At 63.3% G+C, this 22,698-nt stretch carries 19 protein-coding genes, 1 other RNA gene, 1 pseudogene and 1 riboswitch; of the genes and pseudogenes, 16 read left to right on the top strand and 5 right to left on the bottom strand.

The features are described 5' to 3' along the window. The first annotated feature begins 5 nt into the window (after positions 1–5). The 3 genes from gspD to AADW18_RS15860 are packed head-to-tail and all read left to right on the top strand — an operon-like array spanning position 6 to position 3,884. Entirely contained in the window at positions 6–2,204 is a 2,199-nt protein-coding gene (gene gspD, locus AADW18_RS15870; protein WP_337344371.1) for a type II secretion system secretin GspD, read from the top strand. After that, entirely contained in the window at positions 2,201–3,049 is an 849-nt protein-coding gene (locus tag AADW18_RS15865) for a glycosyltransferase (protein ID WP_337344370.1), read from the top strand. The genes gspD and AADW18_RS15865 overlap by 4 nt, the downstream gene beginning before the upstream one ends. After that, complete coding sequence (locus AADW18_RS15860; protein ID WP_337344369.1) at positions 3,033–3,884, top strand: glycosyltransferase family 2 protein; 852 nt, start codon at positions 3,033–3,035, stop codon at positions 3,882–3,884. The genes AADW18_RS15865 and AADW18_RS15860 overlap by 17 nt, the downstream gene beginning before the upstream one ends. A 752-nt stretch (positions 3,885–4,636) precedes the next feature. On the opposite strand, the gene ettA is transcribed toward AADW18_RS15860, so the two are convergent. Continuing rightward, positions 4,637–6,301, bottom strand: coding sequence for an energy-dependent translational throttle protein EttA (gene ettA / locus AADW18_RS15855; protein WP_337344368.1), 1,665 nt, complete (start codon positions 6,299–6,301; stop codon positions 4,637–4,639). Between the two features lie 276 nt (positions 6,302–6,577). Between ettA and glyA the strand changes: the two genes are divergently transcribed. The 10 genes from glyA (at position 6,578) to thiL (ending at position 15,566) form a co-directional block, all read left to right on the top strand. Then, positions 6,578–7,846: a serine hydroxymethyltransferase gene (gene glyA / locus AADW18_RS15850; RefSeq protein ID WP_337344367.1), complete on the top strand. Its 1,269-nt coding sequence runs from the start codon at positions 6,578–6,580 to the stop codon at positions 7,844–7,846. 102 nt (positions 7,847–7,948) lie between these two features. Further along, a complete protein-coding gene (nrdR, locus tag AADW18_RS15845) occupies positions 7,949–8,473 on the top strand; it encodes a transcriptional regulator NrdR (protein WP_337344366.1) in 525 nt (174 codons plus the stop codon). A 6-nt stretch (positions 8,474–8,479) separates the two neighbouring features. Next, positions 8,480–8,983 carry a GNAT family N-acetyltransferase gene (locus AADW18_RS15840; RefSeq protein ID WP_337344365.1) on the top strand — a complete coding sequence of 168 codons (504 nt, stop codon included), beginning with the start codon at positions 8,480–8,482 and terminating at the stop codon, positions 8,981–8,983. 31 nt (positions 8,984–9,014) lie between these two features. Next, positions 9,015–10,079: a bifunctional diaminohydroxyphosphoribosylaminopyrimidine deaminase/5-amino-6-(5-phosphoribosylamino)uracil reductase RibD gene (ribD, locus tag AADW18_RS15835; RefSeq protein WP_337344550.1), complete on the top strand. Its 1,065-nt coding sequence runs from the start codon at positions 9,015–9,017 to the stop codon at positions 10,077–10,079. A gap of 17 nt (positions 10,080–10,096) precedes the next feature. Beyond that, a complete protein-coding gene (locus AADW18_RS15830) occupies positions 10,097–10,870 on the top strand; it encodes a class I SAM-dependent methyltransferase (RefSeq protein WP_337344364.1) in 774 nt (257 codons plus the stop codon). A 125-nt stretch (positions 10,871–10,995) separates the two neighbouring features. Beyond that, positions 10,996–11,180: riboswitch (FMN riboswitch) on the top strand. A gap of 267 nt (positions 11,181–11,447) precedes the next feature. Next, positions 11,448–12,050: a riboflavin synthase gene (locus tag AADW18_RS15825; RefSeq protein ID WP_337344363.1), complete on the top strand. Its 603-nt coding sequence runs from the start codon at positions 11,448–11,450 to the stop codon at positions 12,048–12,050. Between the two features lie 64 nt (positions 12,051–12,114). Next, positions 12,115–13,212: a 3,4-dihydroxy-2-butanone-4-phosphate synthase gene (ribB, locus tag AADW18_RS15820; RefSeq protein ID WP_337344362.1), complete on the top strand. Its 1,098-nt coding sequence runs from the start codon at positions 12,115–12,117 to the stop codon at positions 13,210–13,212. A 255-nt stretch (positions 13,213–13,467) separates the two neighbouring features. Next, positions 13,468–13,935, top strand: a complete 468-nt coding sequence (ribH, locus tag AADW18_RS15815; protein ID WP_337344361.1) for a 6,7-dimethyl-8-ribityllumazine synthase — start codon at positions 13,468–13,470, stop codon at positions 13,933–13,935. Between the two features lie 22 nt (positions 13,936–13,957). Continuing rightward, entirely contained in the window at positions 13,958–14,425 is a 468-nt protein-coding gene (gene nusB / locus AADW18_RS15810) for a transcription antitermination factor NusB (RefSeq protein ID WP_337344360.1), read from the top strand. 190 nt (positions 14,426–14,615) lie between these two features. Continuing rightward, a complete protein-coding gene (gene thiL / locus AADW18_RS15805) occupies positions 14,616–15,566 on the top strand; it encodes a thiamine-phosphate kinase (protein WP_337344359.1) in 951 nt (316 codons plus the stop codon). Positions 15,567–15,720: 154 nt separating this feature from the next. Here the strand turns inward: thiL and AADW18_RS15800 are convergent, their stop codons facing one another. The 3 genes and pseudogenes from AADW18_RS15800 to AADW18_RS15790 form a co-directional block, all read right to left on the bottom strand. Then, positions 15,721–17,103 carry an FAD-linked oxidase C-terminal domain-containing protein gene (locus AADW18_RS15800; protein WP_337344358.1) on the bottom strand — a complete coding sequence of 461 codons (1,383 nt, stop codon included), beginning with the start codon at positions 17,101–17,103 and terminating at the stop codon, positions 15,721–15,723. A gap of 193 nt (positions 17,104–17,296) precedes the next feature. Next, positions 17,297–17,671: a YraN family protein gene (locus AADW18_RS15795; RefSeq protein WP_337344357.1), complete on the bottom strand. Its 375-nt coding sequence runs from the start codon at positions 17,669–17,671 to the stop codon at positions 17,297–17,299. Continuing rightward, positions 17,661–18,923: pseudogene (locus AADW18_RS15790) on the bottom strand (penicillin-binding protein activator); the annotation flags it as partial. The gene AADW18_RS15795 and the pseudogene AADW18_RS15790, both read right to left, overlap by 11 nt. Before the next feature lie 184 nt (positions 18,924–19,107). Between AADW18_RS15790 and rsmI the strand changes: the two are divergent. The 3 genes from rsmI (at position 19,108) to rnpB (ending at position 21,651) form a co-directional block, all read left to right on the top strand. Next, positions 19,108–19,938: a 16S rRNA (cytidine(1402)-2'-O)-methyltransferase gene (gene rsmI, locus AADW18_RS15785; RefSeq protein WP_337344356.1), complete on the top strand. Its 831-nt coding sequence runs from the start codon at positions 19,108–19,110 to the stop codon at positions 19,936–19,938. Between the two features lie 42 nt (positions 19,939–19,980). Continuing rightward, positions 19,981–21,204 (top strand): chromate efflux transporter, encoded by a 1,224-nt coding sequence (gene chrA / locus AADW18_RS15780; RefSeq protein WP_337344355.1) that lies wholly within the window; start codon positions 19,981–19,983, stop codon positions 21,202–21,204. 87 nt (positions 21,205–21,291) lie between these two features. Continuing rightward, an RNA gene (gene rnpB / locus AADW18_RS15775) (RNase P RNA component class A) lies at positions 21,292–21,651 on the top strand. 110 nt (positions 21,652–21,761) lie between these two features. On the opposite strand, the gene AADW18_RS15770 is transcribed toward rnpB, so the two are convergent. Continuing rightward, on the bottom strand, positions 21,762–22,526 hold the full coding sequence (locus AADW18_RS15770) for an NRDE family protein (RefSeq protein WP_337344354.1): 765 nt from the start codon (positions 22,524–22,526) through the stop codon (positions 21,762–21,764). Positions 22,527–22,698: the final 172 nt, after the last annotated feature.

Raw genomic sequence — 22,698 nt, 5'->3', positions numbered from 1 at the left:
CAGGCATGAAGTTACGTGTGATTCTGGTTTCCCTTTGCATCGGCTTGCTGGCCGCCTGCGCCAGTGCGCCCACGCCGGACATACGGCGTGGCAGCCAGCAGCCCGGCGGCGAGGCGGTCCAACCAGGCGCGGCGCAGACATCGCCGCTGGCTACGCCCGAAGAACCGCAAAGCGGACCTCAGGCGGTGATACGCCGCGGTAGCGGACAGATGATCAACCGCGGCGCCGCCGCCGCGCCGCTGCCTTCGCTGGCGAACGCGCGAACGGGCACGGCCACCTTCAATTTCGAAGGCGAGTCGCTGCACGCGGTGGTCAAAGCCATCCTGGGCGACATGCTGGGACAGAACTACGTCATCGCCCCGGGCGTGCAAGGCACGGTCACCTACACGACTTCCAAGCCGGTATCGCCCGCCGAAGCGCTGAGCGTGCTGGAGCAAGTGCTGAGCTGGAACAATGCGCGCATGGTGTATAGCGACGGCCGCTACAGCATCGTTCCCAACGAGCAGAACCTGAGCGGCTCGGTGGCTCCCCGCACCGGCGCACCCGCCAATGCGCGCGGCTACGAAGTTCGTGTGGTGCCGCTGCGCTTCATTTCCGCCAGCGAAATGAAAAAGGTGCTGGAGCCGTACGCTCGCACTAACGCCATCGTCAACATCGATCCCGCCCGCAATGTGATCACGCTGGGCGGTACGCGCTCGGAACTGGAAAACTACCTGCGCACGGTCGAGATTTTCGATGTGGACTGGCTGGCTGGCATGTCGGTGGGCGTGTTCCCGCTGCAGAGCAGCCGCGCCACCAAGGTCGTCGCCGATCTGGAAAAGGTCTTTGGCGAGAACAGCAAGACGCCCAGTGCCGGCATGTTCCGTTTCATGCCGTTGGAAGGCGCCAATGCGGTGCTGGTGATTACGCCGCAAGCTGCGTACCTGGACGATATCCAGGAATGGATGGAACGCATCGATGGCTCGGGCGAAGGCGCGCGCCTGTTCTCCTACGAGCTGAAGTACGTCAAGGCCAAGGAGTTGGCGCAGCGGTTGGCGGAAGTATTTGGTGGCGGCAGCGGTAATTCCGGGCGTGACACGGGGGGTCCCGGCAATACGTCGCTGATGCCAGGCACAGACCCGGTGCAGATCAACGATAGCGGCATGGATGGCCGCAACAGCAGCGTCGATTTCGGCAATGCGGGCGGCGGTTCAAGTGGCGGTGGTGGTGGCGGTCTGAGCGGTGGCGGAATGTCGCTGAGTCCACGCGATGGCGGCAGCAGCAGCGTCACTCTGGAAGTCGACGGTGACCGTGTAGGGGTATCGGCGGTCGATGAAACCAACACCCTGCTGGTGCGCTCCACTGCTTCGGCTTGGCGGTCGATCCAGGACGTAGTGGAGAAACTCGATGTGATGCCGATGCAGGTACACATCGAGGCGCAGATCGCGGAGGTGACGTTGACCGGTGCGCTGTCTTATGGCGTCAGCTGGTACATCGAACGAGCGGCGACCGATGCCGGCTTGCCTAGCCTCGATCTGAACGTCAATCCGCTGCTTCCGCGCAAATGGAGCACGCTGGCCGGCAGCATTACGGGTACGGGCGCCTCCTGGACGCTATTCAAGAACGATGCGGCGGCGATAATCAACGCACTGGACGATGTTTCCGACGTGCGCCTGCTGCAGACACCGTCCATATTCGTGCGCAACAACGCCGAAGCCACGTTGAACGTCGGCAGCCGGATTCCGATCAATTCGGTCAACGTCAATCCCGGCAGCAACACGGACACCACCTACAGCCAGGTGCAGTATCTGGATACGGGTGTCATCCTGAAGGTGCGCCCGCGTGTGACCAAGGATGGCATGGTCTTCCTGGATATCGTGCAGGAAGTGAGCTCACCTGGCACGACTCCTGATCGGAACGGCAATGTGACCATCAACACGCGTCGCATGAAGACCGAAGCCGCGGTGCAGGCCGGTGATACCGTGATGCTGGCAGGCCTGATCAACGACAGTGCGAGTCAAGGTTCCAGGGGTATCCCTGGCTTGAGCAGACTGCCAATTATTGGTGGGCTGTTCGGACAAAAGACGACCAGGAACGACCGTAGCGAAGTGATCGTCCTGCTGACGCCGACCATCGTCCGCAACCCGCAGGAAGCACGCAATCTGACCGACGAATACGGCCAGCGCTTCCGTGCCTTGGAACCCTTGCGCGCGCCGAAGAAGTGAGCGAGCGACCAGCCTTCACGCTGCCTGTCGTGCTCTTGCCGGTAGGTGTCGACGATGACGCGCTGGATGCCTGCCTGGGCGCATTGGAAGCCGGGACTCCCGCTGGCACTCGGGTGTGGCTGGCCGATGATGCGCAGGCCGGTCCACGCGGACTGGCCATCATCGAACGTTGGTTGAAACGCACTCACTTGCAAGCCAACTACACTCGCCGGCCACGCATGGCCGGCGAGGTCGCGCATCTGGATGAAATGCTGTCGGCCTGCGCTGATGCCGACGTCGTGGTGCTGGCGCCAGACGCTCAACCATTGCCAGGTTGGTTGCAGCAACTCGGTGCTTGTCTGGCACGCGATGCCGCTATCGCGACTGCCACCCCATGGTGCAACGCGGGTGAATCGGCAGCATGGCCTCGTCTGGGTGAAGTTTCCTCACCTCCCATGGATTTTCAGCGCACCGCGCAAGCCTGCGCCGCCATGCCGCCATTGCACCCGGAACTGCCGGCGGCTGTCGCGCACGCGGTCGCATTGCGCGGCAGTGCACGCCAGAAGGTGGGCGGCCTGGATGCCAGTAGCTACGGCTCCTGGTACGCCGCGCTGATCGATCTTTCGTTGCGTTTGGCAGGACTGGGCTGGCGCAACGTGCTGTGTGAGACGGCGTTTGTCGCACGGGGCGGGGAAGGCCGGCCAGCCGATGGCGACATGGATGCGATCAATGCGCGTTGGCCGGCCTGGCATCCGCGCCTCGCGGGCTTCCTGATGAACGATCCGCTGCGTGAGCCGCGTGAACGTCTGGGTACGCTGTATGCCGAAATAGGATCGCCGGAGCCGCAGCGTGAACTCTTCCACTGACCGCGGGGCGGTGGCGGCCATCGTGGTGACTCACGAAAGCGCGTCCACCATCGATGAATGCCTGATGCGCCTGCGCGTGGCGCATGACGTCGCCGAGATCCGTGTCATCGACAACGCATCCCAGGACGACACGCTGGATATGGTGCAGCGTCACGCGCTGTCCGATTCGCGCGTACGCTTCGTCGCCAATCCCGACAACCCGGGATTTGCGGTGGGCTGCAATCAGGGCGCGAAAGATACCCAATCCCCCTGGCTTGCCTTCATCAATCCTGACCTGCTGGTCGAACCCGATACGCTGTCGCGTTTGCGCGCGCATGCCGAAACGACAGGCGATGCATTGCTGGGTGTTGATCTGGTCGACGAGGCAGGCGTACGTGACGCGGCCGCGCGCCGGCGCGATCCGAACTTCGCGGCGATGCTGACCTCGCCTGCCACGGCGTCGAGACTGGGCGTGCCGGTGGACGACAGCGTGCGCTTGCAGCCGGTCGATGCGGTGTCCGGTGCGCTGATGCTGATGCCGCGCAGCTTGTTCGACCGGCTGCAGGGCCTGGATGAAGGCTACCGCCTGCATGCCGAAGACATGGATCTCTGCCGCCGTGCTCGCCTGGCGGGTGCCGTGGTCGCTGTTGCCAACGATATTCGTGTGATCCACATTCGCGGTGTATCCAGTCGCGCCCGCCCAATATTTGTTGAATGGCACAAGCATCGCGGGCTATGGCGATATTTCGGCAAGTTCGAAGCGCATCAACGTGGTCGGTTCACGCGCGCTGGCGTGTTCGGAGTTATCTGGGCGCATTTTTTTGCGGCTTGCGCTGCGCGGTTGCTTCGCCGCTGACCGATCTGCCGGTTGTGGCGCCGGAAGCCGATCGACCTGTAGCGTGCGCTGTGCGCACGTGCTTCATTTGGTCAGGGCTTCTTGCGCACAGCGCACGCTACGGCGGGGCGTTCTCATATCATGGTCTGGGGATGTTTTGGCTCTCGTCATCTCTCGCCATGACCAGGAGCTTGGGGATTTCGTATCGTTGGTTATCCGGAATAAATGCATCGTCACCCCGGCGTAGGCCGGGGCCCAGCGCCTGCACTCCGGATGGCAAATCCTCCGGGCAACTACGCCGCAGAAGTATGTAGGTCGGCCCAGTGATCAACACGAGCCATGCGGCGAGGCGCGTGGGCGTCAGGCGTAGCGCCGTCCTTTCCAGCCGGCAACGCTTATTCTTCAGGCAGCTGGATTTTCCTGGGCAGAGTTTTCTTTGTGCGGACAGCGCACGCTACATGCCGTGATTGATGTGGCTTTAATAAAGAAAAACGCCGGTGGTGGCCGGCGTTTTTTGTTCTGCTTTGGTTTTTCGTTGAAGCTAAAAGCAACAGCTAACAGCAAAGGCGCTGGATGACCCGCCATGCGGCGGTTGAGAAGCGATTCCCCCCTTCGCGGGGAAGACGTGATGGCAAAGCCGTGCGCTTTGCGCACGCTAGATGTGGTTGGGTGATCGCTGCGAGGCAAGCACAAGCAACGGCGCTGGACCCCGGCTTTCGCCGGGGTGACGATTCGGCAAAGCCGTGACCGCTAAGCGGTCACGGGCCGAAGCGTCACTTGAGCGCCTTGAATCTCAGGCGGTGGGGCTTGGCGCCTTCTTCGCCCAGGCGACGCTTCTTGTCTTCTTCGTACTCGCGGTAGTTGCCCTGGAAGAACTCCACGTGCGAGTCGCCTTCGAAGGCCAGGATGTGGGTGGCGATGCGATCCAGGAACCAGCGGTCATGCGAGATCACGAAGGTATTGCCCGGGAATTCCAGCAGGGCATCTTCCAGCGCTCGCAGCGTTTCGATGTCCAGGTCGTTGGAGGGCTCGTCAAGCAGCAGTACGTTGCCACCCTGCAGCAGTGTCTTGGCCATGTGCAGGCGGCCGCGTTCACCGCCCGACAGCGAGCCCACCATCTTTTGCTGGTCCTGGCCCTTGAAGTTGAAGCGGCCGATATAGGCCCGCGACTGGATTTCCACGCCGTTGATGTTGAGGATGTCCAGGCCGCCGGAGACTTCCTGGAACACGTTGTGGTTGCCTTCCAGCTTCTCGCGGCTCTGGTCCACGTAGGCCAGCTTGACCGTCGGGCCCATGGCGATCTGGCCCGAATCGGGCTTTTCCTGCCCGGTGATCATCTTGAATAGCGTCGACTTGCCCGCGCCGTTGGGGCCGATGATGCCGACGATCGCGCCGGGCGGCACGATGAAACTCAGGTTGTCGATCAGCAGACGATCGCCAAACTTCTTGGAAACGTTCTTGAACTCGATGACGCTGTTGCCCAGGCGCTCGCCAGGCGGAATGAAGATTTCATTGGTTTCGTTGCGGCGCTGGTAGTCGACCGATTGCAGCTCGTCCAGGCGGGCCAGACGGGCCTTGCCCTTGCTGCGGCCGCCCTTGGCATTCTGCCGCGACCATTCCAGTTCCTTCTGGATCGCTTTCTGGCGGGCTTTTTCCTGGTTGTCTTCCTGCTTCAGGCGCTCGTCCTTCTGCACCAGCCAGTCGGTGTAGTTGCCTTTCCACGGAATGCCGCGGCCGCGATCCAGCTCCAGGATCCACTCGGCTGCATTATCCAGGAAGTAGCGGTCGTGGGTGACCGCCACCACGGTGCCGGTGTAGCGGGCGAGGAACTGCTCCAGCCATTCCACCGACTCGGCGTCCAGGTGGTTGGTGGGTTCGTCGAGCAGCAGCATGTCAGGTTTCTGCAGCAGCAGGCGACACAGCGCCACGCGGCGCTTTTCGCCACCGGACAGCTTGCCGACCACTGCGTCCCATGGCGGCAGGCGCAGCGCATCGGCGGCGACTTCCAACTGGTGCTCCAGCGTATGTGCATCGCCGGCGGCCAGGATGGCCTCCAGGCGCTGCTGTTCGGCGGCCAGCTTGTCGAAATCGGCGCCTTCCTCGGCGTAGGCTTCGTAGACGCGGTCCAAGGCGGCCTGCGCCTGCAGGACTTCGCCCACGCCCTCCTCGACCGCTTCACGCACGGTCTTGTTCGGATCCAGTTCGGGCTCCTGCGCCAGGTAGCCGACCTTGATGCCGGCTTGCGGACGGGCTTCGCCTTGGAAGTCCTTATCCACGCCGGCCATGATCCTCAGCACGGTCGACTTGCCGGCGCCATTCAGGCCCAACAGGCCGATCTTGGCGCCCGGGAAGAACGACAGCGAGATGTCTTTGATGATCTGGCGCTTCGGCGGCACGGTCTTGCTGACGCCGTTCATGGTGTAGATGTATTGCGACATTGGCGATGAAACTCCGCAGACGGTCAACGACGGCCTGCCTGAGCAGGGGCCGCGAGAAGGAAAATCGGGATACCGGGGATTATCGCGGATATGGGGGTGGCGTGCCAATTTTCGAGTGGCGGATTCTCACTTCCCCCGTAGTCAGCGCGACGCGGCTCAGGTGGAGGCAAGCTTTGCACGTGCCATCCCAAAACCTTCCCTGGAAGACGGGAAAGCGCCATTCAGCGGGGTCGGAACCGTTACAATCCCAGGCCCGATTCCCGCCTTGGAGTGACGATGTTCCCGCGCGACGCCCGTATCGAAGGTTATGACCCTGAACTGGCTGCGGCCATCGCGTCCGAAGCCCAGCGGCAGGAAGACCATGTCGAGCTGATCGCCAGCGAGAACTACGCCAGTCCACGCGTCCTGGAAGCCCAGGGCAGCGTGCTGACCAACAAGTACGCCGAAGGCTATCCCCACAAGCGCTACTACGGCGGTTGCGAATTCGTCGATGTGGCGGAGCAACTGGCCATCGACCGCGTTAAACAGCTGTTTGCGGCGGACTATGCCAACGTGCAGCCGCACTCCGGTTCGCAAGCCAACCAGGCGGTCTACTTCGCCCTGCTGAACCCGGGCGACACCATCCTGGGCATGTCGCTGGCACACGGCGGTCACCTGACCCATGGCGCCAAGGTGAATGCGTCCGGCAAGCTGTTCAATGCCGTGCAATACGGTGTGAACGACCAGGGCATGATCGACTACGACGAAGTCGAGAAGCTGGCGCTTGAGCACAAGCCGAAAATGGTGGTGGCAGGCTTTTCCGCGTACTCGCAAGTCATCGATTGGTCGCGCTTCCGCGCCATCGCCGACAAGGTGGGCGCATATCTGTTCGTCGATATGGCGCATGTGGCTGGCCTGATTGCCGCTGGCGTGTATCCCACTCCGCTCCCGCACGCTCACGTGGTGACGTCCACCACCCACAAGACGCTGCGCGGTCCGCGCGGCGGCATCATCCTGTCCAGTCGCCAGGGCAGCGGAGATGCCGGTGAAGAGATCGAGAAGAAACTTCAGAGCATCGTTTTCCCGGGAATCCAGGGCGGCCCGCTGATGCACGTGATCGCCGCCAAGGCGGTCGCGTTCAAGGAAGCGCTGGAGCCGGAATTCACCACATACCAGCAACAGGTGGTGAAGAACGCCCAGGCAATGGCCGAGACCATCATCAAGCGCGGTTACAAGATCGTCTCCGGCGGCACTCAGAATCATCTGATGCTGGTCGACATGATTGGCAAGGGCATCACCGGCAAGGCCGCGGAAGCCGCGCTGGGCAAGGCGCATATCACCGTCAACAAGAACGCCGTGCCCAACGACCCGCAAAAACCCTTCGTCACCTCCGGTCTGCGCATCGGCACCCCGGCGGTCACCACCCGCGGATATCTGGAACCCGACTGCGTGGCCTTGGCCAACTGGATCTGCGACGTGCTGGACAATCCGAAGGATGAGAATGTCATCGCGTCGGTGCGTGAGAACGTGACCAAGCAGTGCAGGCAGTTTCCGGTTTATGGCTAAGACGGGAATAGAGAATCGGGAAGCGGGAGTCGCCAAAAACGGCGATTCCATGCGTTTGCTGTTCCCATTCCCCATTTCCCATTCCCCGTTCCCGGCTCTTTGATGCATTGCCCTTTCTGCCAGCACACAGACACCCGCGTCATCGATTCGCGCGTCTCCGAAGACGGCGCGACGATTCGGCGCCGGCGTGAGTGCGAGGCTTGCGGTGAGCGTTTCAGCACGCTGGAAAACATCGAGATCAAGCTGCCGGCGGTGATCAAGAGCGATGGCCGCCGCGACACGTTCGATGCACGCAAGCTGCGCGCCGGTTTCGATCGAGCGTTGCAGAAGCGGCCGGTGTCGGAAGAACAGATCGAATCAGCGGTGCGCGCGGTGGTGCACCAGATACGAATGAGTGGCGAGCGCGAATTGGCTTCGCGGCGTATCGGCGAGTTCGTGATGAATGAACTACGCAAGCTGGATCATGTCGGCTACGTGCGCTTTGCGTCGGTCTACCGCAGTTTTGAAGATGTCGCCGACTTCCGCGAGGAGATCGAAAAGCTCGAGCGCGATCTGCCTACCGCCAGCGGTCAACTGCCGCTGCTGGGCGCCGACATCGTACCCATCGACAAGAACAAGAAACGCTAAGCCGGCGTGGAAATCGCCTATCTTCGCGATCATCTCGTTCTAGCGCCGGCCTTGGCGCAAGCCCATGTCGATGCCTTCGGTGCGCTGCTGCCGGATTGGACGGTCGAGCAGGCGCTGGATGAACTGGAAACGCATGATCGCCGCCGTGCAATTCCCACCACGCTGATCGCAGTGGAGGAAGACGATTGGTTGGGTTCGGTCAGCTTGTTGCAGAACGATCACGACGATATTCGCCAGTATTCACCCTGGCTCGCCAGCCTGTATGTCAAACCGGAAGCTCGCTGTCGCGGCGCGGGTCGCGCACTGGTGACTCGTTGTGTGCAGGAAGCTGCGGCATTGGGGATCGAACGGCTCTATCTGTACTGCACGGATGCGGTCGACTATTACCGTGGCTTGGGTTGGCGGGTGCAAGACCAGCTGCAGCTGGGTCCATTGTTCGTCACCGTCATGGCCATCGACCCGCTGCCGTATCGGCCTCAGGCGGAAAACCAGGATATTCCCCGTGACTGAAACGACGTTCACCGCATTCGATCATCAGTACATGGCGCGCGCGCTGCGCTTGGCGGAGCGAGGTGCCTACACCACCAGGCCCAATCCCATGGTGGGCTGCGTGATCGTTCGCGACGAAGAAGTTGTCGGCGAAGGCTTCCACCAGCGTGCGGGCGAACCGCATGCCGAGGTTTACGCACTGCAGGCCGCCGGTGATCGCGCCAAAGGCGCTACCGCGTACGTGACGCTGGAGCCGTGCGCGCATACCGGTCGCACCGGACCTTGCGCGGATGCATTGATCGCGGCGGGTATATCGCGGGTGGTCGCCGCCATGCGCGATCCCTTCCCGAAGGTGGACGGCGCCGGCTTCGATCGGCTGCGCGCGTCGGGGATCGCCACGGAATCGGGATTGATGGAAACCCAGGCGCGCCAGCTCAATCGTGGCTTTCTGTCGCGCGTGGAGCGCGGCCGCCCCTGGGTGCGGGTGAAGCTGGCGACCAGCCTGGACGGCCGTACCGCCGTGGCCAGTGGCGATTCCAAATGGATCAGCGGCGAGGCGTCGCGCCTCGACGTGCAGCGCTGGCGAGCGCGAGCGGGTGCCATCCTGACCGGCGCGGGCACGGTGCTGGCGGACGATCCGTCGCTGACGGTGCGCCTGGGCGATGACACGCCGTTCGTGCCGCCGACGCGGGTGGTACTGGATCCCGGACTGGCCACGGTGGCACGCGGAAAAGTACGCGAAGGCGACGCGCCCACGCTTTACATCCACACCGCGGATGTCAAACCTCCCCGCACAATGAACGCCGAACGTTTGGTGGCGCCGGCGATCGGCAGTAGCTTCGACCTGAAAGTGGTCTTGGAACTGCTGGCGGCGCGCGGCATCAATGAGGTGCAGGTGGAAGCAGGCGCCACCCTGGCGGGCGCTTTTGTCGCGGCTGGACTTGCCGACGAGCTGCTGCTTTACGTCGCGCCGATCCTGCTGGGCGATCACGCGCGGCCGCTGTTTGGCGGACTGGGAATCGATGCGATGGCCCAGCGATTGCATTTGAAGATTGTCGACTCGCGAGCGATTGGCGAAGATCACCGTCTCTTGCTGCAACCCACCGTGCCAACCTGACGGTCTTCGGAACCCCCATGACCTCCTTCAAAGATCACTTCTCCGGTATCGCCCAGGCCTATGCCGCGTCGCGGCCAACCTATCCTGACGCACTGTACGATGCGATCACGGCGGTCGTGCCTGCCACCGCGGATGTCTGGGAACCCGGCTGTGGAAGTGGTCAGGCTACTCGCGGCCTTAGCCAGCGTTTCGCCCACGTCTACGCCACCGATCCCAGTGCCGCGCAGATCGAGCGCCATTGGGCGGCGCAGGCTAAACCCGGCAACGTCACCTTGGCGGTGGAACTGGCGGAGACCACGGCCCTGCCAGACCGTAGCGTGGGATTGATAGCGGTGGCGCAGGCGCTGCATTGGTTCGAACGCAAGGCATTCTTCGCCAGTTGCGAGCGCGTGCTGCAGCCCGGCGGCGTCCTGGCCGCGTGGACGTATCAGGACATCGTGTTTTCCGATGACATGGCCGAAGCGGCGGAGAACATCCGCGACGATATCGACGACTACTGGCCGCCGGAGCGCAACGACGTGGATCTGGGCTACAGCGATTATCCATGGCCGTTCGAAGCCCTGCCTGCGCCCAATCTATGGCTCACCGCCGATTGGAACCTGCCGCAGCTGTTGGGATATTTCGGCAGCCTTTCCGCCACTGCCTGTTACCGCGCCGCCACGGGACGCGATCCGGTCGAGGCCCACACCGCGGAACTGGCTGAAGCCTGGGGCGACCCCATGACACTACGCACCCTGCGCTGGCCGCTGGTGCTGCATCTGCGCCGCAAGCCGACGCTCCCCGGGACCTGAGAGTCTGGTCCGACCGGGATCGCTGTGCTGGATTTAACTATTTGTTTACTTATCCGGTACTGATTCGAAAGAGCGCTGGAGGCGCGGTGCTAGAATGCGCGCGCCGGTTCGCCGGTAACTACACGTAACGTCTTCAGGGCGGGGTGCGACTCCCCACCGGCGGTAGATCGTCTATGGATATGGCACTCAACAAACTTGAGTGGCGTCGATAACGATGAGCCCGCGAGCGCTTCCGGCATCCGCCGGGAGGTCAGCAGATCCGGTCCGATGCCGGAGCCGACGGTCATAGTCCGGATGAAAGAAGACGGCGGCGCGCGACCGCGCAAGGCTCAAGGCCTTGCGTTTGCCTGCCTGCCTCATGCCTTGGGGCGTTTTTCGCTTTTGCCTTTTTGCGAGAAACGTTTTCCATGTTCAAGTCGAATTCCCTGCATAACTGCGACCGCGCCGCCGTCCTTCGCTCGCGAGAGGCGAGTGCCAAGAGCGTCTTTGTTTCCTCGGGCCTGCATCAGGCAGAACGGGGTGCCCGGATAAAACCCGATGACACCACCCAAGACATGCACGTCGCGGAGGTGCGCTGATGTTCACCGGCATCATCGAAGGTGTAGGTCGCCTGCGTGATTCAGAAACCCGCGGCGGCGATGCGCGATTGATCATCGAGGTGGGCACGCTGCCATTCGCGGACGTGCGCCTGGGCGAGAGCATCGCCGTCAATGGCGTGTGCCTGACAGTGGTGGAGTTCGATGAGGCTTCGTTTCATGCGGACGCTTCCAACGAGACTTTGTCGCTGACCACACTGGGTGCACTTAAGCCAGGCGCGCTGGTCAACCTCGAGCGCGCGATGCTTCCTACCGATCGGCTGGGTGGCCATCTGGTTAGCGGGCACGTCGATGGAATGGGTGCCGTGATCGGCATCCGTGAAGATGCGCGGGCACAGCGCTGGCGCTTTTCCGCTCCGGTGCCATTGCTGCGCTATATCGCCAAGAAGGGCTCCATTTGCGTGGATGGCGTCAGCCTGACGGTCAACGAAGTGGATGCCGAAGGCTTCGACGTCGCGCTGATTCCGCATACGGTCTCGCACACGGCTTTCGCGCAGACAGGCGTGGGCGACTCGGTGAACCTGGAAATCGACCTGGTGGCGCGCTACGTCGAACGGCTTCTGCAAGGTTCACCAACGGCCTGAAATCCTCCGCCGTCACCCGGCGAAGGCTGAGGTGATGTGCAACGCTCTTTTTATTGGAATTCCAATGTCCTTCGCTCCGATTCCCGAACTATTAGAAGAAATCCGCAACGGCCGCATGGTCGTCATCGTCGATGACGAAGACCGCGAGAATGAAGGCGATCTGATCATGGCCGCGGAGCTGGTCAAGCCTTCTGACATCAATTTCATGGTGACCCACGCGCGCGGCTTGGTATGCCTGTCGCTGACGCGCGAACGCTGCCGTCAGCTGGGTCTTCCGCCGATGGTCCAGGACAATACTTCGCAACACCACACCAACTTCACGGTCAGCATCGAAGCCGCCGAAGGCGTCACTACCGGCATTTCGGCCTATGACCGTGCTCACACCATCCGTACCGCGGTGCGACCGGATGCCAAGCCCGAAGACCTTTCCCAGCCCGGCCACATCTTTCCGCTGATGTCGCAGCCTGGCGGCGTGCTGAGCCGCGCCGGCCATACCGAAGCCGCTGCCGACCTGGCGCTCTTGGCCGGCCTGGAACCAGCCGGCGTACTGGTGGAGATCCTCAATCCCGACGGCAGCATGGCGCGCCGAGCGGAATTGGAAGTGTTCGCGCGCGAGCATGGGCTGAAGATCGGCTCCATCGAAGATCTCATCAGTTACCGCCTCAGTACCGAGCACACGGTGGAGCGTGTCGATCAGCGCGACATCGATACCGAGCATGGCCCGTTCCGCCTGTTCACCTACCGCGATCGGGTAACTCACGGGTTGCACTTCGCCCTGCTGCGCGGACAGGTGGATGCGCAAACACCTGCGCTGGTGCGCGTGCACATGCAAAACCCGCTGGCGGACGCATTGCACTGGCGGCGCGCTGATTTCGGTCCGGCCGTGGGCGATGTCCTCAAACGTATTGCCGCCGAAGGGCAGGGCGCGCTTGTCTTGCTGGGTGACTCCACATCGCCCGACGCTCTCCTCGACCGCATCCGCGAATCCCCCGAACCCGCACCTTCCCGCGCTGGTGCACTAGCCGAATGGCGACGCAACGGTGCGGGCAGCCAGATCCTCGCCGACCTCGGCCTGGGCAAGCTGCGGGTCCTGGGCACCCCACGCCGGCAGATCGGCTTGGCGGGTTTCGGGCTGGATGTGGTGGAGTACGTGGCGCCGTAGAGCCGGGGGTGGCAAGTAGTGAGCGACCAGCGGGTACGGTGCGCGGTGAGCAGTGGGCGGTGGGCGGCAGAAGGATGCGCTTTACTTCCCCCTTTGAAAAAGGGGGACTGAGGGGGATTTGCTTTTGCTCTTTAGAAGCAACAGCAAGAGCAAATCCCCCGTAGCCCCCTTTGCAAAAAGGGGCGAACGCGAGCTGCTTTCACCGCTCACCGGCCTCCCTGCTAAACTGCACGACCCCAAGGAATCCCAAGCCTCATGCCCCACTACGAAGGCGATCTGCGTGCCCCTGACGGTGCCCGCTTCGCGATCATCGCCAGCCGCTGGAATGCTCGCATCACCGATGTGCTCGTGGCCGGTGCACGGCAGAGCTTGGCTGGCAATGGCGTGGCCGAAGGCGCTATCGACGTGATCCGGGTTCCGGGCGCCTGGGAAATCCCGGTCGCTGTCGCACGCATCGCCGCAGGCGGTGGCCATGCGGCGATCATCGCGTTGGGTTGCGTGATTCGCGGTGAAACCCGTCATTACGAACACGTCGCCGACCGCTGCGCCGAAGGCCTGATGCGGTTGCAGCTGGATTTCGGAATCCCCGTGCTCAACGGTGTGCTGGCCGTGGATCGCATCGAAGATGCCGAGGCGCGCGCAGGCGGCAGCCATGGCAACAAAGGCGAAGAAGTCGCATTGGCCGCAGTGGAAATGGCGCAACTGCTGGAGCAGTTGCCATGAACAACGCACCGCAGGAGCAATCATGAGCCGGCATCAGCATCCCCCCCGCAAGGACGGTGTGGATCCCGTCACCCGCGCGCGTGCGCGCCGGCGGGCGTTGCAGGCGGTGTATGCCTGGCAGATGTCCGGTGGTGAAGTAGGCCAGGTGATTTCGCAGTTCGCGCACGAACAGGCGCATGAAATCGCCGACTTGGAATACTTCGAAGATCTGGTGCGCGGCGTGGTCAAGCATCGCAGCGAGTTGGATGATGCGTTGCTGCCATTTCTGGATCGCGCGGTGGAAGAAGTCGATCCCATCGAGCGAGCGGTGCTGCGCATTGCCGCTTATGAGCTGCTCCACCGCATCGACGTGCCCTACCGCGTGGTGCTGAACGAAGCCATCGAAACCTCCAAGCGTTTTGGCGCGGAGCATGGCCACACCTACGTCAATGGCGTGCTGGACCATGCCGCCGTGGAATGGCGTCCGGTGGAAGCGGGCAAGAACCGCTGATCCCTGTAGGAGCGCTGTCCCCGGCGCGAGCTCTTCCTGTCAAACGGTAGAAGCAAAGAGCGACCGGAAGCCTGCCCGTTCGCCGTCCGGGCGCGCTGCGGCGCGTTCTTCAACGCGCACACGGTAAGGCTACCGGGGCGCGCTCGCGCCCACCGCTCCTGCTCGCAGGATTGCCGGCTATCCTGTCGCAATGAGCCTTGGCGAATTCGATCTGATTGCCCGTATCCGCGCACGCGTCCTGCAGCGCGGCGATGTCGTATTGGGTATTGGCGATGATGCGGCATTGCTGCAGCCGCCACTGGCGCAGCAACTGGTCGTCACCACCGACACACTCAACAGTGGCGTGCATTTTCCCGTGGGGACTGCGCCCGCTGACATCGGCTGGAAGGCGCTGGCGGTCAATCTGTCCGACTTGGCGGCAATGGGCGCGGCGCCCGCGTGGTGCACGCTGTCGTTATCGCTGCCGGAAGCCGACCCCGCGTGGATCGATGCGTTCATTGACGGGTTCCTCGATCTCGCGCAACAGCATGGTGTCGCCTTGATTGGCGGCGACACTACCCGTGGTCCGCTGTCGATCTCGGTTACCGCCATGGGCTTCGTCGAACCCGGCCGTGCATTGCGCCGCGATGCCGCGCAAGTGGACGATGACGTGTGGGTGACGGGGACGCTGGGCGACGCAGCCGCCGCGTTGGCACAGCCAGAGCGACACCGCGATCCCGCGCTGCGCGCTCGCTTGGACCGTCCGGCGCCACGGGTGAAAGCAGGTCGCGCATTGATCGATATCGCGCATGCGGCGGTGGACGTCTCCGACGGCTTGCTTGCCGATCTGGGTCACATCTGCGAGCGGAGTGGGGTGGGAGCCGAGATCGAACTGGCGCTGTTACCGGCATCGCCTGCTCTGCGGCAGGCATTCGACGCGGCACAACGTAGGTCGTTGCAAGCAGCGGGCGGCGATGATTACGAATTGTGTTTCACCGCATCGTCCTCGCGGCGCGATGAGCTGCTGGGTGCCTGCGAATCCGCCGACGTTGCCGTCACCCGCATCGGCCGTATCCTAAGCGGCCGAGAAGTTGTGGCCGTAGATGCTGATGGACATGTGTGGCAACCGCCACGTCCAGGCTACGATCACTTCTCAAAATAGAGGGTGGGATCTTCCACGTAGGAGCGGCATCCCGCCGCGAGCTTGTCGCTTTTGTCGCGATCTGACAGAAAGAGCTCGCGCCGAGACGGCGCTCCTACGGTCGAAGATCGTTCCTACTCATGCAGCGATTTCGATTTCGCCGTCCGCATCAGGATCAACGCGCGGGAAGCACTTTCCCAGGATTGAGAATGCCGTCAGGATCGAAGGCGGCTTTGATCGCACGCATTACGTCCAGCGTGGGCTCGCCGAAAGCATCGCGCATGAAATCGCGCTTGGTAACGCCGATGCCGTGTTCGCCGGACAGCGTGCCGTCCAAACTCAACGTCAGCGCGAACAGACGCGGAAGCGCGGCCTCGGCGCGCTGGGACTGGCTGTTGTCGGCGGGGTCGAAAAGAATATTGACGTGCAGATTGCCATTGCCGGCATGGCCAAACGCGACGATAGGCAGATTGAACTCCGCCGCCATCGCTTCCACGCCAGCGACGAGTTCGGGAATCCGCGATACCGGCACGACGACGTCTTCGTTGATCTTGCCGGCTGCGATGGTGCGCAGCGCAGGGGACAAGGATTTGCGCGCCGCCCACAGGATCTCGCGCGACGCCTCGTCAGGTGCCACATCCAACGTCTGCAGACCAGGCCCGCGCGCGGCGGCAGCGACCGCTTCCAGTGCGTGCGGCAGTGTTGCCTCGTCGCCATCGACTTCGATCATCAACAGTGCGCCAGCATCGGGAATATCGGCGCCGCCGACCTCGCGCGCCAGGCGGATGCAGGCGCGGTCCATGAATTCCAGCATGGCGGGCGCGACCGGCTGCGTCATCACCCGAGCCACTGCGGCGGCGGCGCTGCCCACATCCCGGTACAGCGCGCGCAGACTGGCGCGCTGCGGCGGCAACGGCAGCAATCTCAGTGTGGCTTCCACGATCAATGCCAGCGTGCCTTCGCTACCCACCAGCAGCCGGGTCAGGTCGTAGCCTGTTGCGTTCTTGGTGGTGAGACCGCCGCTTTGGATCAGTTCGCCGGTACCGCTGACTGCGGTCAATGCGAGCACGTTGTCGCGGGCGGTGCCGTACTTCACCGCGTGCGGTCCGCCGGCATTGCAGGCCAGATTGCCGCCGATGGTGGAAACATCGGCGCTGGCCGGGTCCGGGGCCCAGAACAACCCATGCGGCGCGAGCGCGCGCTGCAGGTCGCCGTTCAAGACACCAGGCTCCACCACGGCATAACGATCGCCCGGCTGGATATGCAGAACGCGGTTCATTCGTTCGAACGACAGCACGACGCCGCCGTGGTAAGGAATTGCCGCGCCGGTGCTGCTGGTGCCCGCACCGCGTGCCACGATGGGCACGTCATGACGGCGGCAGACACGCACCAGTGAGGCGACTTGTTCGCGCGTCTCCGGCAACGCAACTCCAATAGGAAGCGCGTAACGCTTGGAATTGTCTTCGCCGTAGTTGCGGCGAGAGAGATCGTCGGTACGCCAGTGTTCGCCCAGCAAGGCGGACAGTTCAATGTCGAAGGCGGCCGGAATCGTATTCACCCGGGCATTGTAGAGGCGGCGGCGCCACCCCGCGCCCCGATAACCTCTAGTGCGCGGGATCAAGATCGCGCCGCAGCGCGTCCGTATGGCAAATGGTAGGCTTCAATCGCTTTTCGCTTCTGTCGCAACTAGACAAAAAGGCTCGCGCCGAGACGGCGCTCCTACGCCAGAGATCGTTCCTGCGGGCGCGTCGTCAAATATCATCCGCGCGGAAGGCGTCCTTGATCCAGTGCAGGCGCGGCGCGGCGGGATCGCCGTCGGCTTCGACGACATCGAAGCGGCAGGACGCTTGCGCGTATTGCCGATGGCTAGCCAGGAACAGTTGCGCCGCCAGCACCAGCTTGCGGCGTTTGCGGATATCGACCGATGCCGCGCCGCCACCAAAAGCGCGCGAGCGGCGGTAGCGTACTTCCACGAACACCAGCGTGCCCGCGTCGTCCATCACCAGGTCCAGTTCGCCGCCGCGGTAGTTCGCGTTGGCGGCTATTTCACGTAAACCCGCGCGTTTCAGTTCCGTTCGTGCGGCGTCTTCCGCAACGTTGCCGCGGGCGCGGCGATCAACCGCCATCGGCGATCGGCACCGCGCGACCGCCGCTGAAAGTGGACCACGCCGGCGAGCGCAGTACATTGCCGAACCCGTCCAGCTGCAACTTCCCGGTAGCGCCGCGCAGGTCGGTGTTGCCGAGCGCGAGCTTCTCAAGATAGGCCGTCAGCAGCCAGGCGTCATATCCGAAAGCGAACAAGCGCGCCGCCGGACCACGTGCGGTGCTGATACGTTCGCCAACCACGCTGACGGCAGGCAGGCCGGCGGTGCCGCGCGAGCTCCACAAGTCCGTGGGAAACACGACGCCATCCAGCGCCATGTCCTCTTCTGGCTTGCCGGTGCCCGATGAAAGTTGCGACGTGGCCACACGCGTCTTGGCGCCCAGTCCTGCGAACGCCAGCTGCGGCATGATGGCTCGCGCCGGAGCGCCCTTCAGCGCCAGGAACACCGAATCCGTTCCCCGTTGCGCCGCGGCGGTCAGGGCAGCGGATAGATCGCCCGGTGCATCAGCAACGCTCAGTATCTGTACGACCGTACCGCCGCGTTCCCGGAAGCGATCACCGAACGCCTGCGCCGCACGACGACCGTTATCGTCGTTGCCGGCGATCACCAGTACGGTGCGGCGTTCGCGTTCCAGCAGATACTCGGCGGCGATCAGGCCATCGTCTTCCGGCGCCAGCGAAAAGCCGGCATTGCCCGGTGGCGGCGTTTCCGCGGCGCGGTTCAACACCAGCATTGGCACCGACAGGTTAGTTTCCTTGAATATCGCGCCGACTTCGTCGCGGCCTAGCGGACCGACGACGAAGTCGGCACCAGCGGCGACGGCTCGTCCGTACGCAGCAATGGCGCCGCCCGGCGTACCGGCGGTGTCGTAGAAGTCGATTTCCGGACGGCGGCGCGTTTCGCCGTAGTAGCCGGTCAGCAGGCCATCGCGAACCGGAGCGGCAGCCGTGGCCAAGTCGCCGGAGAGCGGGAGCAATACCGCCAATTTCGTTGGCGGTCGGTAGCCATCGCGATCCGCCGGTGGTCGATTACCGGACGCAAAACGCCACTGTTCGCCGCGTTCGAACGGGCGCGGCAGCGGAAGGCCGCGGCGGAGCAGGGCGCGGCCCGCGAAGTCGTACAAGGGATCGCCGGACGGCAATGCGGCGGCGTCGCGCGCCAGCGTCGCGTCGTCCAGCCCTGACAGCAACCGCTCGATTTCGCGCGCATTGTCGATCCGGGCCTGGCCCGTCAATTGGGCGTCCTGGGCGGCCAAGGGTGCCGCCGCCACGAAGGCAGGATTCGACCGCGGCGCCGGTTTGACCGGCCCACTGACTTGGGACGTAGCGCAGCTGGCCATCAGCAATGTGGCCAGCAGCAACGTGAAGATCCTTCCGAATCGCTTATCCATGGGCATACTCAGCGGCGGGACGTGGGAACCGGCTACGATTCTACCCTTGTGGAAGGATGCTCACTAAATGCCAGCTGGAACCCTGTTCATCGTCGCCACCCCTATTGGCAACCTGTCCGATCTGTCGCCCAGGGCGCTCGATACCTTGCGGGGCGTGGCTGCGATCTGCGCCGAGGACACCCGCCGCACCGGCCAGTTGTTGTCGCATTTTGGCATCGACAAGTCGCTGGTGGCTTTGCACGAACACAACGAAGAGGCGTTGGCGCAACGCGTCGTGGCCCGCCTGGCAGCCGGTGAATCGTTGGCCCTGGTCAGCGACGCCGGCACGCCACTGGTCAGTGATCCCGGCTATCGCCTGGTGCGCGCCGCGCGCGCCGCGGGTGTCGCGGTCAGTCCCATTCCGGGCGCCTGCGCCGCTATCGCAGCGCTGAGCGTAGCCGGGCTGCCGAGTGATCGGTTCGTTTTCGAAGGCTTCCTGGCGGCCAAGGCTTCAGCCCGTCGCGAACGCCTGGCGCGATTGGCCGGCGAGACCCGCACCTTGGTGTTCTACGAATCCTCGCACCGCATCGCCGATTCGCTGGCGGACATGCGCGGCGCCTTCGGCGACGAGCGCCCGGTGGTGCTCGCGCGCGAGCTGACCAAACTGTTCGAGACGGTACTGGACGGCACATTGGCCGAGTTGCATGCTCGCGTCGAAGCGGACGACAACCAACGCAAGGGCGAGTTCGTCTTGATCGTGCAAGGCGCGGGCGACGATGCCGACGCACAGCTGGCGGAAGGAAAGCGGGTCTATTCGATGCTCAACGAACACCTGCCGCCGTCCACCGCTGCCAAGCTGGCTGCTGAGATCACCGGGGCGCCGCGCAAGGCGCTGTATGGAATGAAGGAGTCGTCATGAGGACGGTGCTTCTGCCTGCCCTCGTTTCTGTATGAGTTCGCGATGGAAACGGGAACGGAAACGGCAACAGAACAGGCCCGTGGAAATCTCCGGGGCGTATTTCTGGTCTTTCTGCGTCTGGGTCTGACGTCCTTCGGCGGGCCTATCGCTCATCTGGGTTATTTCCGCGACGAATTCGTCGTACGCCGGCGGTGGTTGTCGGAAGGCGAGTACGCCGAACTGATCGCGCTTTGCCAGTTCTTGCCCGGTCCTGCCAGCAGCCAGGTTGGCATGGCGATCGGCATCAAGCGTGCGGGCTTGCGCGGAGCATTGGCGGCATGGTGCGGGTTTACGCTGCCATCGGCGTTGTTGATGATCCTGTTCGCGCTTGGCCTGATGCGTTGGGGGCAGGCACTGCCTGCCGACGCATTGCATGGTATGAAATTGGTCGCCGTTGCTGTGGTGGCGCAAGCGGTGTGGGGAATGGCGCGAATGTTTTGCCGCGATCCGGTTCACCTGACGCTGGCGCTGGCGTCGGCGTTGCTGATGATCGTATGGCCGCAGGCGTTGATGCAGGTCGGGGTGATCCTGCTGGGTGCCAGTGTCGGCCTGCTGTTGCGGCGATCGTCACCCGCGATCGGCGAAACCGGTCTGGCGATTGCGTTACCCAGGAGATATGGCGCGCCGGCACTATCGATCTTCTTTGCTCTTTTACTCTCACTACCGCTGGTTGCAGCATGGTCCGGCGACGAGAGCCTGTTGATTTTCGACGCGTTCTATCGCGCAGGATCGCTGGTGTTCGGTGGTGGGCACGTTGTGCTGCCGTTGCTGCAGGCCGAAGTCGTAGTCCCTGGATGGATGAGCGCGAGTGACTTCCTCGCAGGTTATGGCGCCGCCCAGGCCGTGCCGGGGCCGTTGTTTACCTTCTCCGCATTTCTGGGCGCGGCGATGGACGTGGGACCCGGCGGCTGGCTAGGGGGAATGGGATGCCTTTTCGCTATTTTTCTTCCATCGTTTCTGCTGGTGGTTGGCGTGCTGCCGTTCTGGGTGCAAGTGCGGCGTCATGCACTGATTCAATCGGCACTGGCGGGCGTCAACGGTGCCGTGGTCGGTCTACTGCTGGCTGCCCTCTACGACCCGCTATGGACCAGCAGCGTACGCGACTGGCGCGATGTCGCACTGGTGCTGGCGGCGGTGGCCGCGCTGATGTGGGCCAAACTGCCGCCTTGGTTGGTAGTGCTGGCGCTGGGCTTCGGCGGATTCGCGATGGCGGTTTTTGCAATTTAGAAACCGGCATACGTGTATCCGCTGTACAGGTCACGTTCTCCAAAGCTGCGCGTCGCGCGGCCAACGGCGTGCGACAATGCGCATGGCGGAGCCGGCCAGACAGTCGCGTCATCAACATGCTTGCATGTGGGTGCCGAGGAAAGTCCGGGCTCCACAGGGCACGGTGCCAGGTAACGCCTGGGCGGCGCAAGCCGACGGAAAGTGCAACAGAAAGATACCGCCTAAGACTGCGCAAGCAGGACGGCAAGGGTGAAATGGTGCGGTAAGAGCGCACCGCGAGTCCGGCAACGGACCGGCACGGCAAACCCCACCGGGAGCAAGACCAAATAGGGAGGCAATGCCGCGGCCCGCGGTGTCTCCGGGTAGGTTGCTTGAGCGTAGCGGTGACGCTGCGCCTAGAGGAATGACTGTCCACGACAGAACCCGGCTTATCGGCCGGCTCCGCCACTTTTGCATGTAGGAGCGCCGTCCTCGGCGCGAGCTCTTCGCTTCTCCCGCGATCTGACGGGAAGAGCTCGCGCCGAGGACGGCGCTCCTACATGGCTGTTTCAGCAATTTCAGTTGTTATTGCTCAGCGTCGTTTCGCCGGTGAATTCACCATCGGCGCCAAAACGGCGCTCGCTGATCCAGCCTTGGCCGTCGTAGCCCACAGCAATCAAGGTGCTGGCGCGGGTGCCGTAGACCGCATCACGGATGAAGATGGCCGACAGCATCCGCTCGCGCTCCAGTTCCAGGCCTGTATCCGGAAGCTCGTCATCGGGCGCAGGAGTTTCATCGGTCAGCGCGCGCCAAAGCGGCTCCAGATTGTTTTCCCCTGCCGCTAGCCAATCAGCCAACGTCCCCGCCAGTCGACGGGTCTTGGGCCAGGCTTCGTCCAGGTCGCCGTTGGAAAGGCCATGTACGCCGTCACTAACGCTCATTTGCCGAGGGGTGGGGTAGTTGCTGATGAATTCGCAACGGGCTGCGTCGGACACCAGCAGATTGAAGGGCGCGTAATCCACCGCGCTGCCGAGCAGGCCTTGTCCGTAAGCGGTGGCGTGTCCCGCCGTGGTCAGGAATTCCGTCGTCAGTCGTCCGCGTGAGGGCGCTTGCGGAAGCGCGATGCGGGGGTCCCGCACGTTGGTGACCACGGCCATTCGGCCGCGCCGGTCAAGCCCCGCCCAGGTTCCACCGGATCGCAGATCCCGGCCTGCCAGGACATCGCCGGCCGGTTCCCATGAAGAAAGGGCGGCCGTGGGGCGTTCATGGAATTCATCGCGATTCCCAGCCAACAGCAGTCGCCAGCGGGGATGGACGTTCCAAGCGAGAGCGAGCACGCACATTGGCGGAATCTGAATGACGAGGCGGACTCCTCCCACCTAGTGTCGCAAGTTTTGATGAGATCGCCGTAACGCGCCGATCATGTCGCTGAATCATGCCTCAATCTCAAAATTTGAGACTAAACAGCGACTTGTGGATAAAGCTTGAACAACTCTCTCAAGTTCGCTGCAAGCT

This window comes from Pseudoxanthomonas sp. CCNWLY206-1 (assembly GCF_039710385.1).
Taxonomy (GTDB): Bacteria; Pseudomonadota; Gammaproteobacteria; order Xanthomonadales; family Xanthomonadaceae; genus Pseudoxanthomonas_A.
The sequence above is the reverse complement of the archived record's forward strand: the minus strand, read 5'-3'. Positions and strand labels throughout refer to the sequence as shown.

What these genes read in the sequence shown, in the direction of transcription:
- gspD (WP_337344371.1), top strand. Translation starts at nt 6, where the DNA reads ATGAAGTTACGTGTGATTCTGGTTTCCCTTTGCATCGGCTTGCTGGCC.
- ettA (WP_337344368.1), bottom strand. Translation starts at nt 6,301, where the DNA reads ATGTCGCAATACATCTACACCATGAACGGCGTCAGCAAGACCGTGCCG.
- glyA (WP_337344367.1), top strand. Translation starts at nt 6,578, where the DNA reads ATGTTCCCGCGCGACGCCCGTATCGAAGGTTATGACCCTGAACTGGCT.
- nrdR (WP_337344366.1), top strand. Translation starts at nt 7,949, where the DNA reads ATGCATTGCCCTTTCTGCCAGCACACAGACACCCGCGTCATCGATTCG.
- ribD (WP_337344550.1), top strand. Translation starts at nt 9,015, where the DNA reads ATGGCGCGCGCGCTGCGCTTGGCGGAGCGAGGTGCCTACACCACCAGG.
- AADW18_RS15830 (WP_337344364.1), top strand. Translation starts at nt 10,097, where the DNA reads ATGACCTCCTTCAAAGATCACTTCTCCGGTATCGCCCAGGCCTATGCC.
- AADW18_RS15825 (WP_337344363.1), top strand. Translation starts at nt 11,448, where the DNA reads ATGTTCACCGGCATCATCGAAGGTGTAGGTCGCCTGCGTGATTCAGAA.
- ribB (WP_337344362.1), top strand. Translation starts at nt 12,115, where the DNA reads ATGTCCTTCGCTCCGATTCCCGAACTATTAGAAGAAATCCGCAACGGC.
- ribH (WP_337344361.1), top strand. Translation starts at nt 13,468, where the DNA reads ATGCCCCACTACGAAGGCGATCTGCGTGCCCCTGACGGTGCCCGCTTC.
- nusB (WP_337344360.1), top strand. Translation starts at nt 13,958, where the DNA reads ATGAGCCGGCATCAGCATCCCCCCCGCAAGGACGGTGTGGATCCCGTC.
- thiL (WP_337344359.1), top strand. Translation starts at nt 14,616, where the DNA reads ATGAGCCTTGGCGAATTCGATCTGATTGCCCGTATCCGCGCACGCGTC.
- AADW18_RS15795 (WP_337344357.1), bottom strand. Translation starts at nt 17,671, where the DNA reads ATGGCGGTTGATCGCCGCGCCCGCGGCAACGTTGCGGAAGACGCCGCA.
- rsmI (WP_337344356.1), top strand. Translation starts at nt 19,108, where the DNA reads ATGCCAGCTGGAACCCTGTTCATCGTCGCCACCCCTATTGGCAACCTG.
- chrA (WP_337344355.1), top strand. Translation starts at nt 19,981, where the DNA reads ATGGAAACGGGAACGGAAACGGCAACAGAACAGGCCCGTGGAAATCTC.
- AADW18_RS15770 (WP_337344354.1), bottom strand. Translation starts at nt 22,526, where the DNA reads ATGTGCGTGCTCGCTCTCGCTTGGAACGTCCATCCCCGCTGGCGACTG.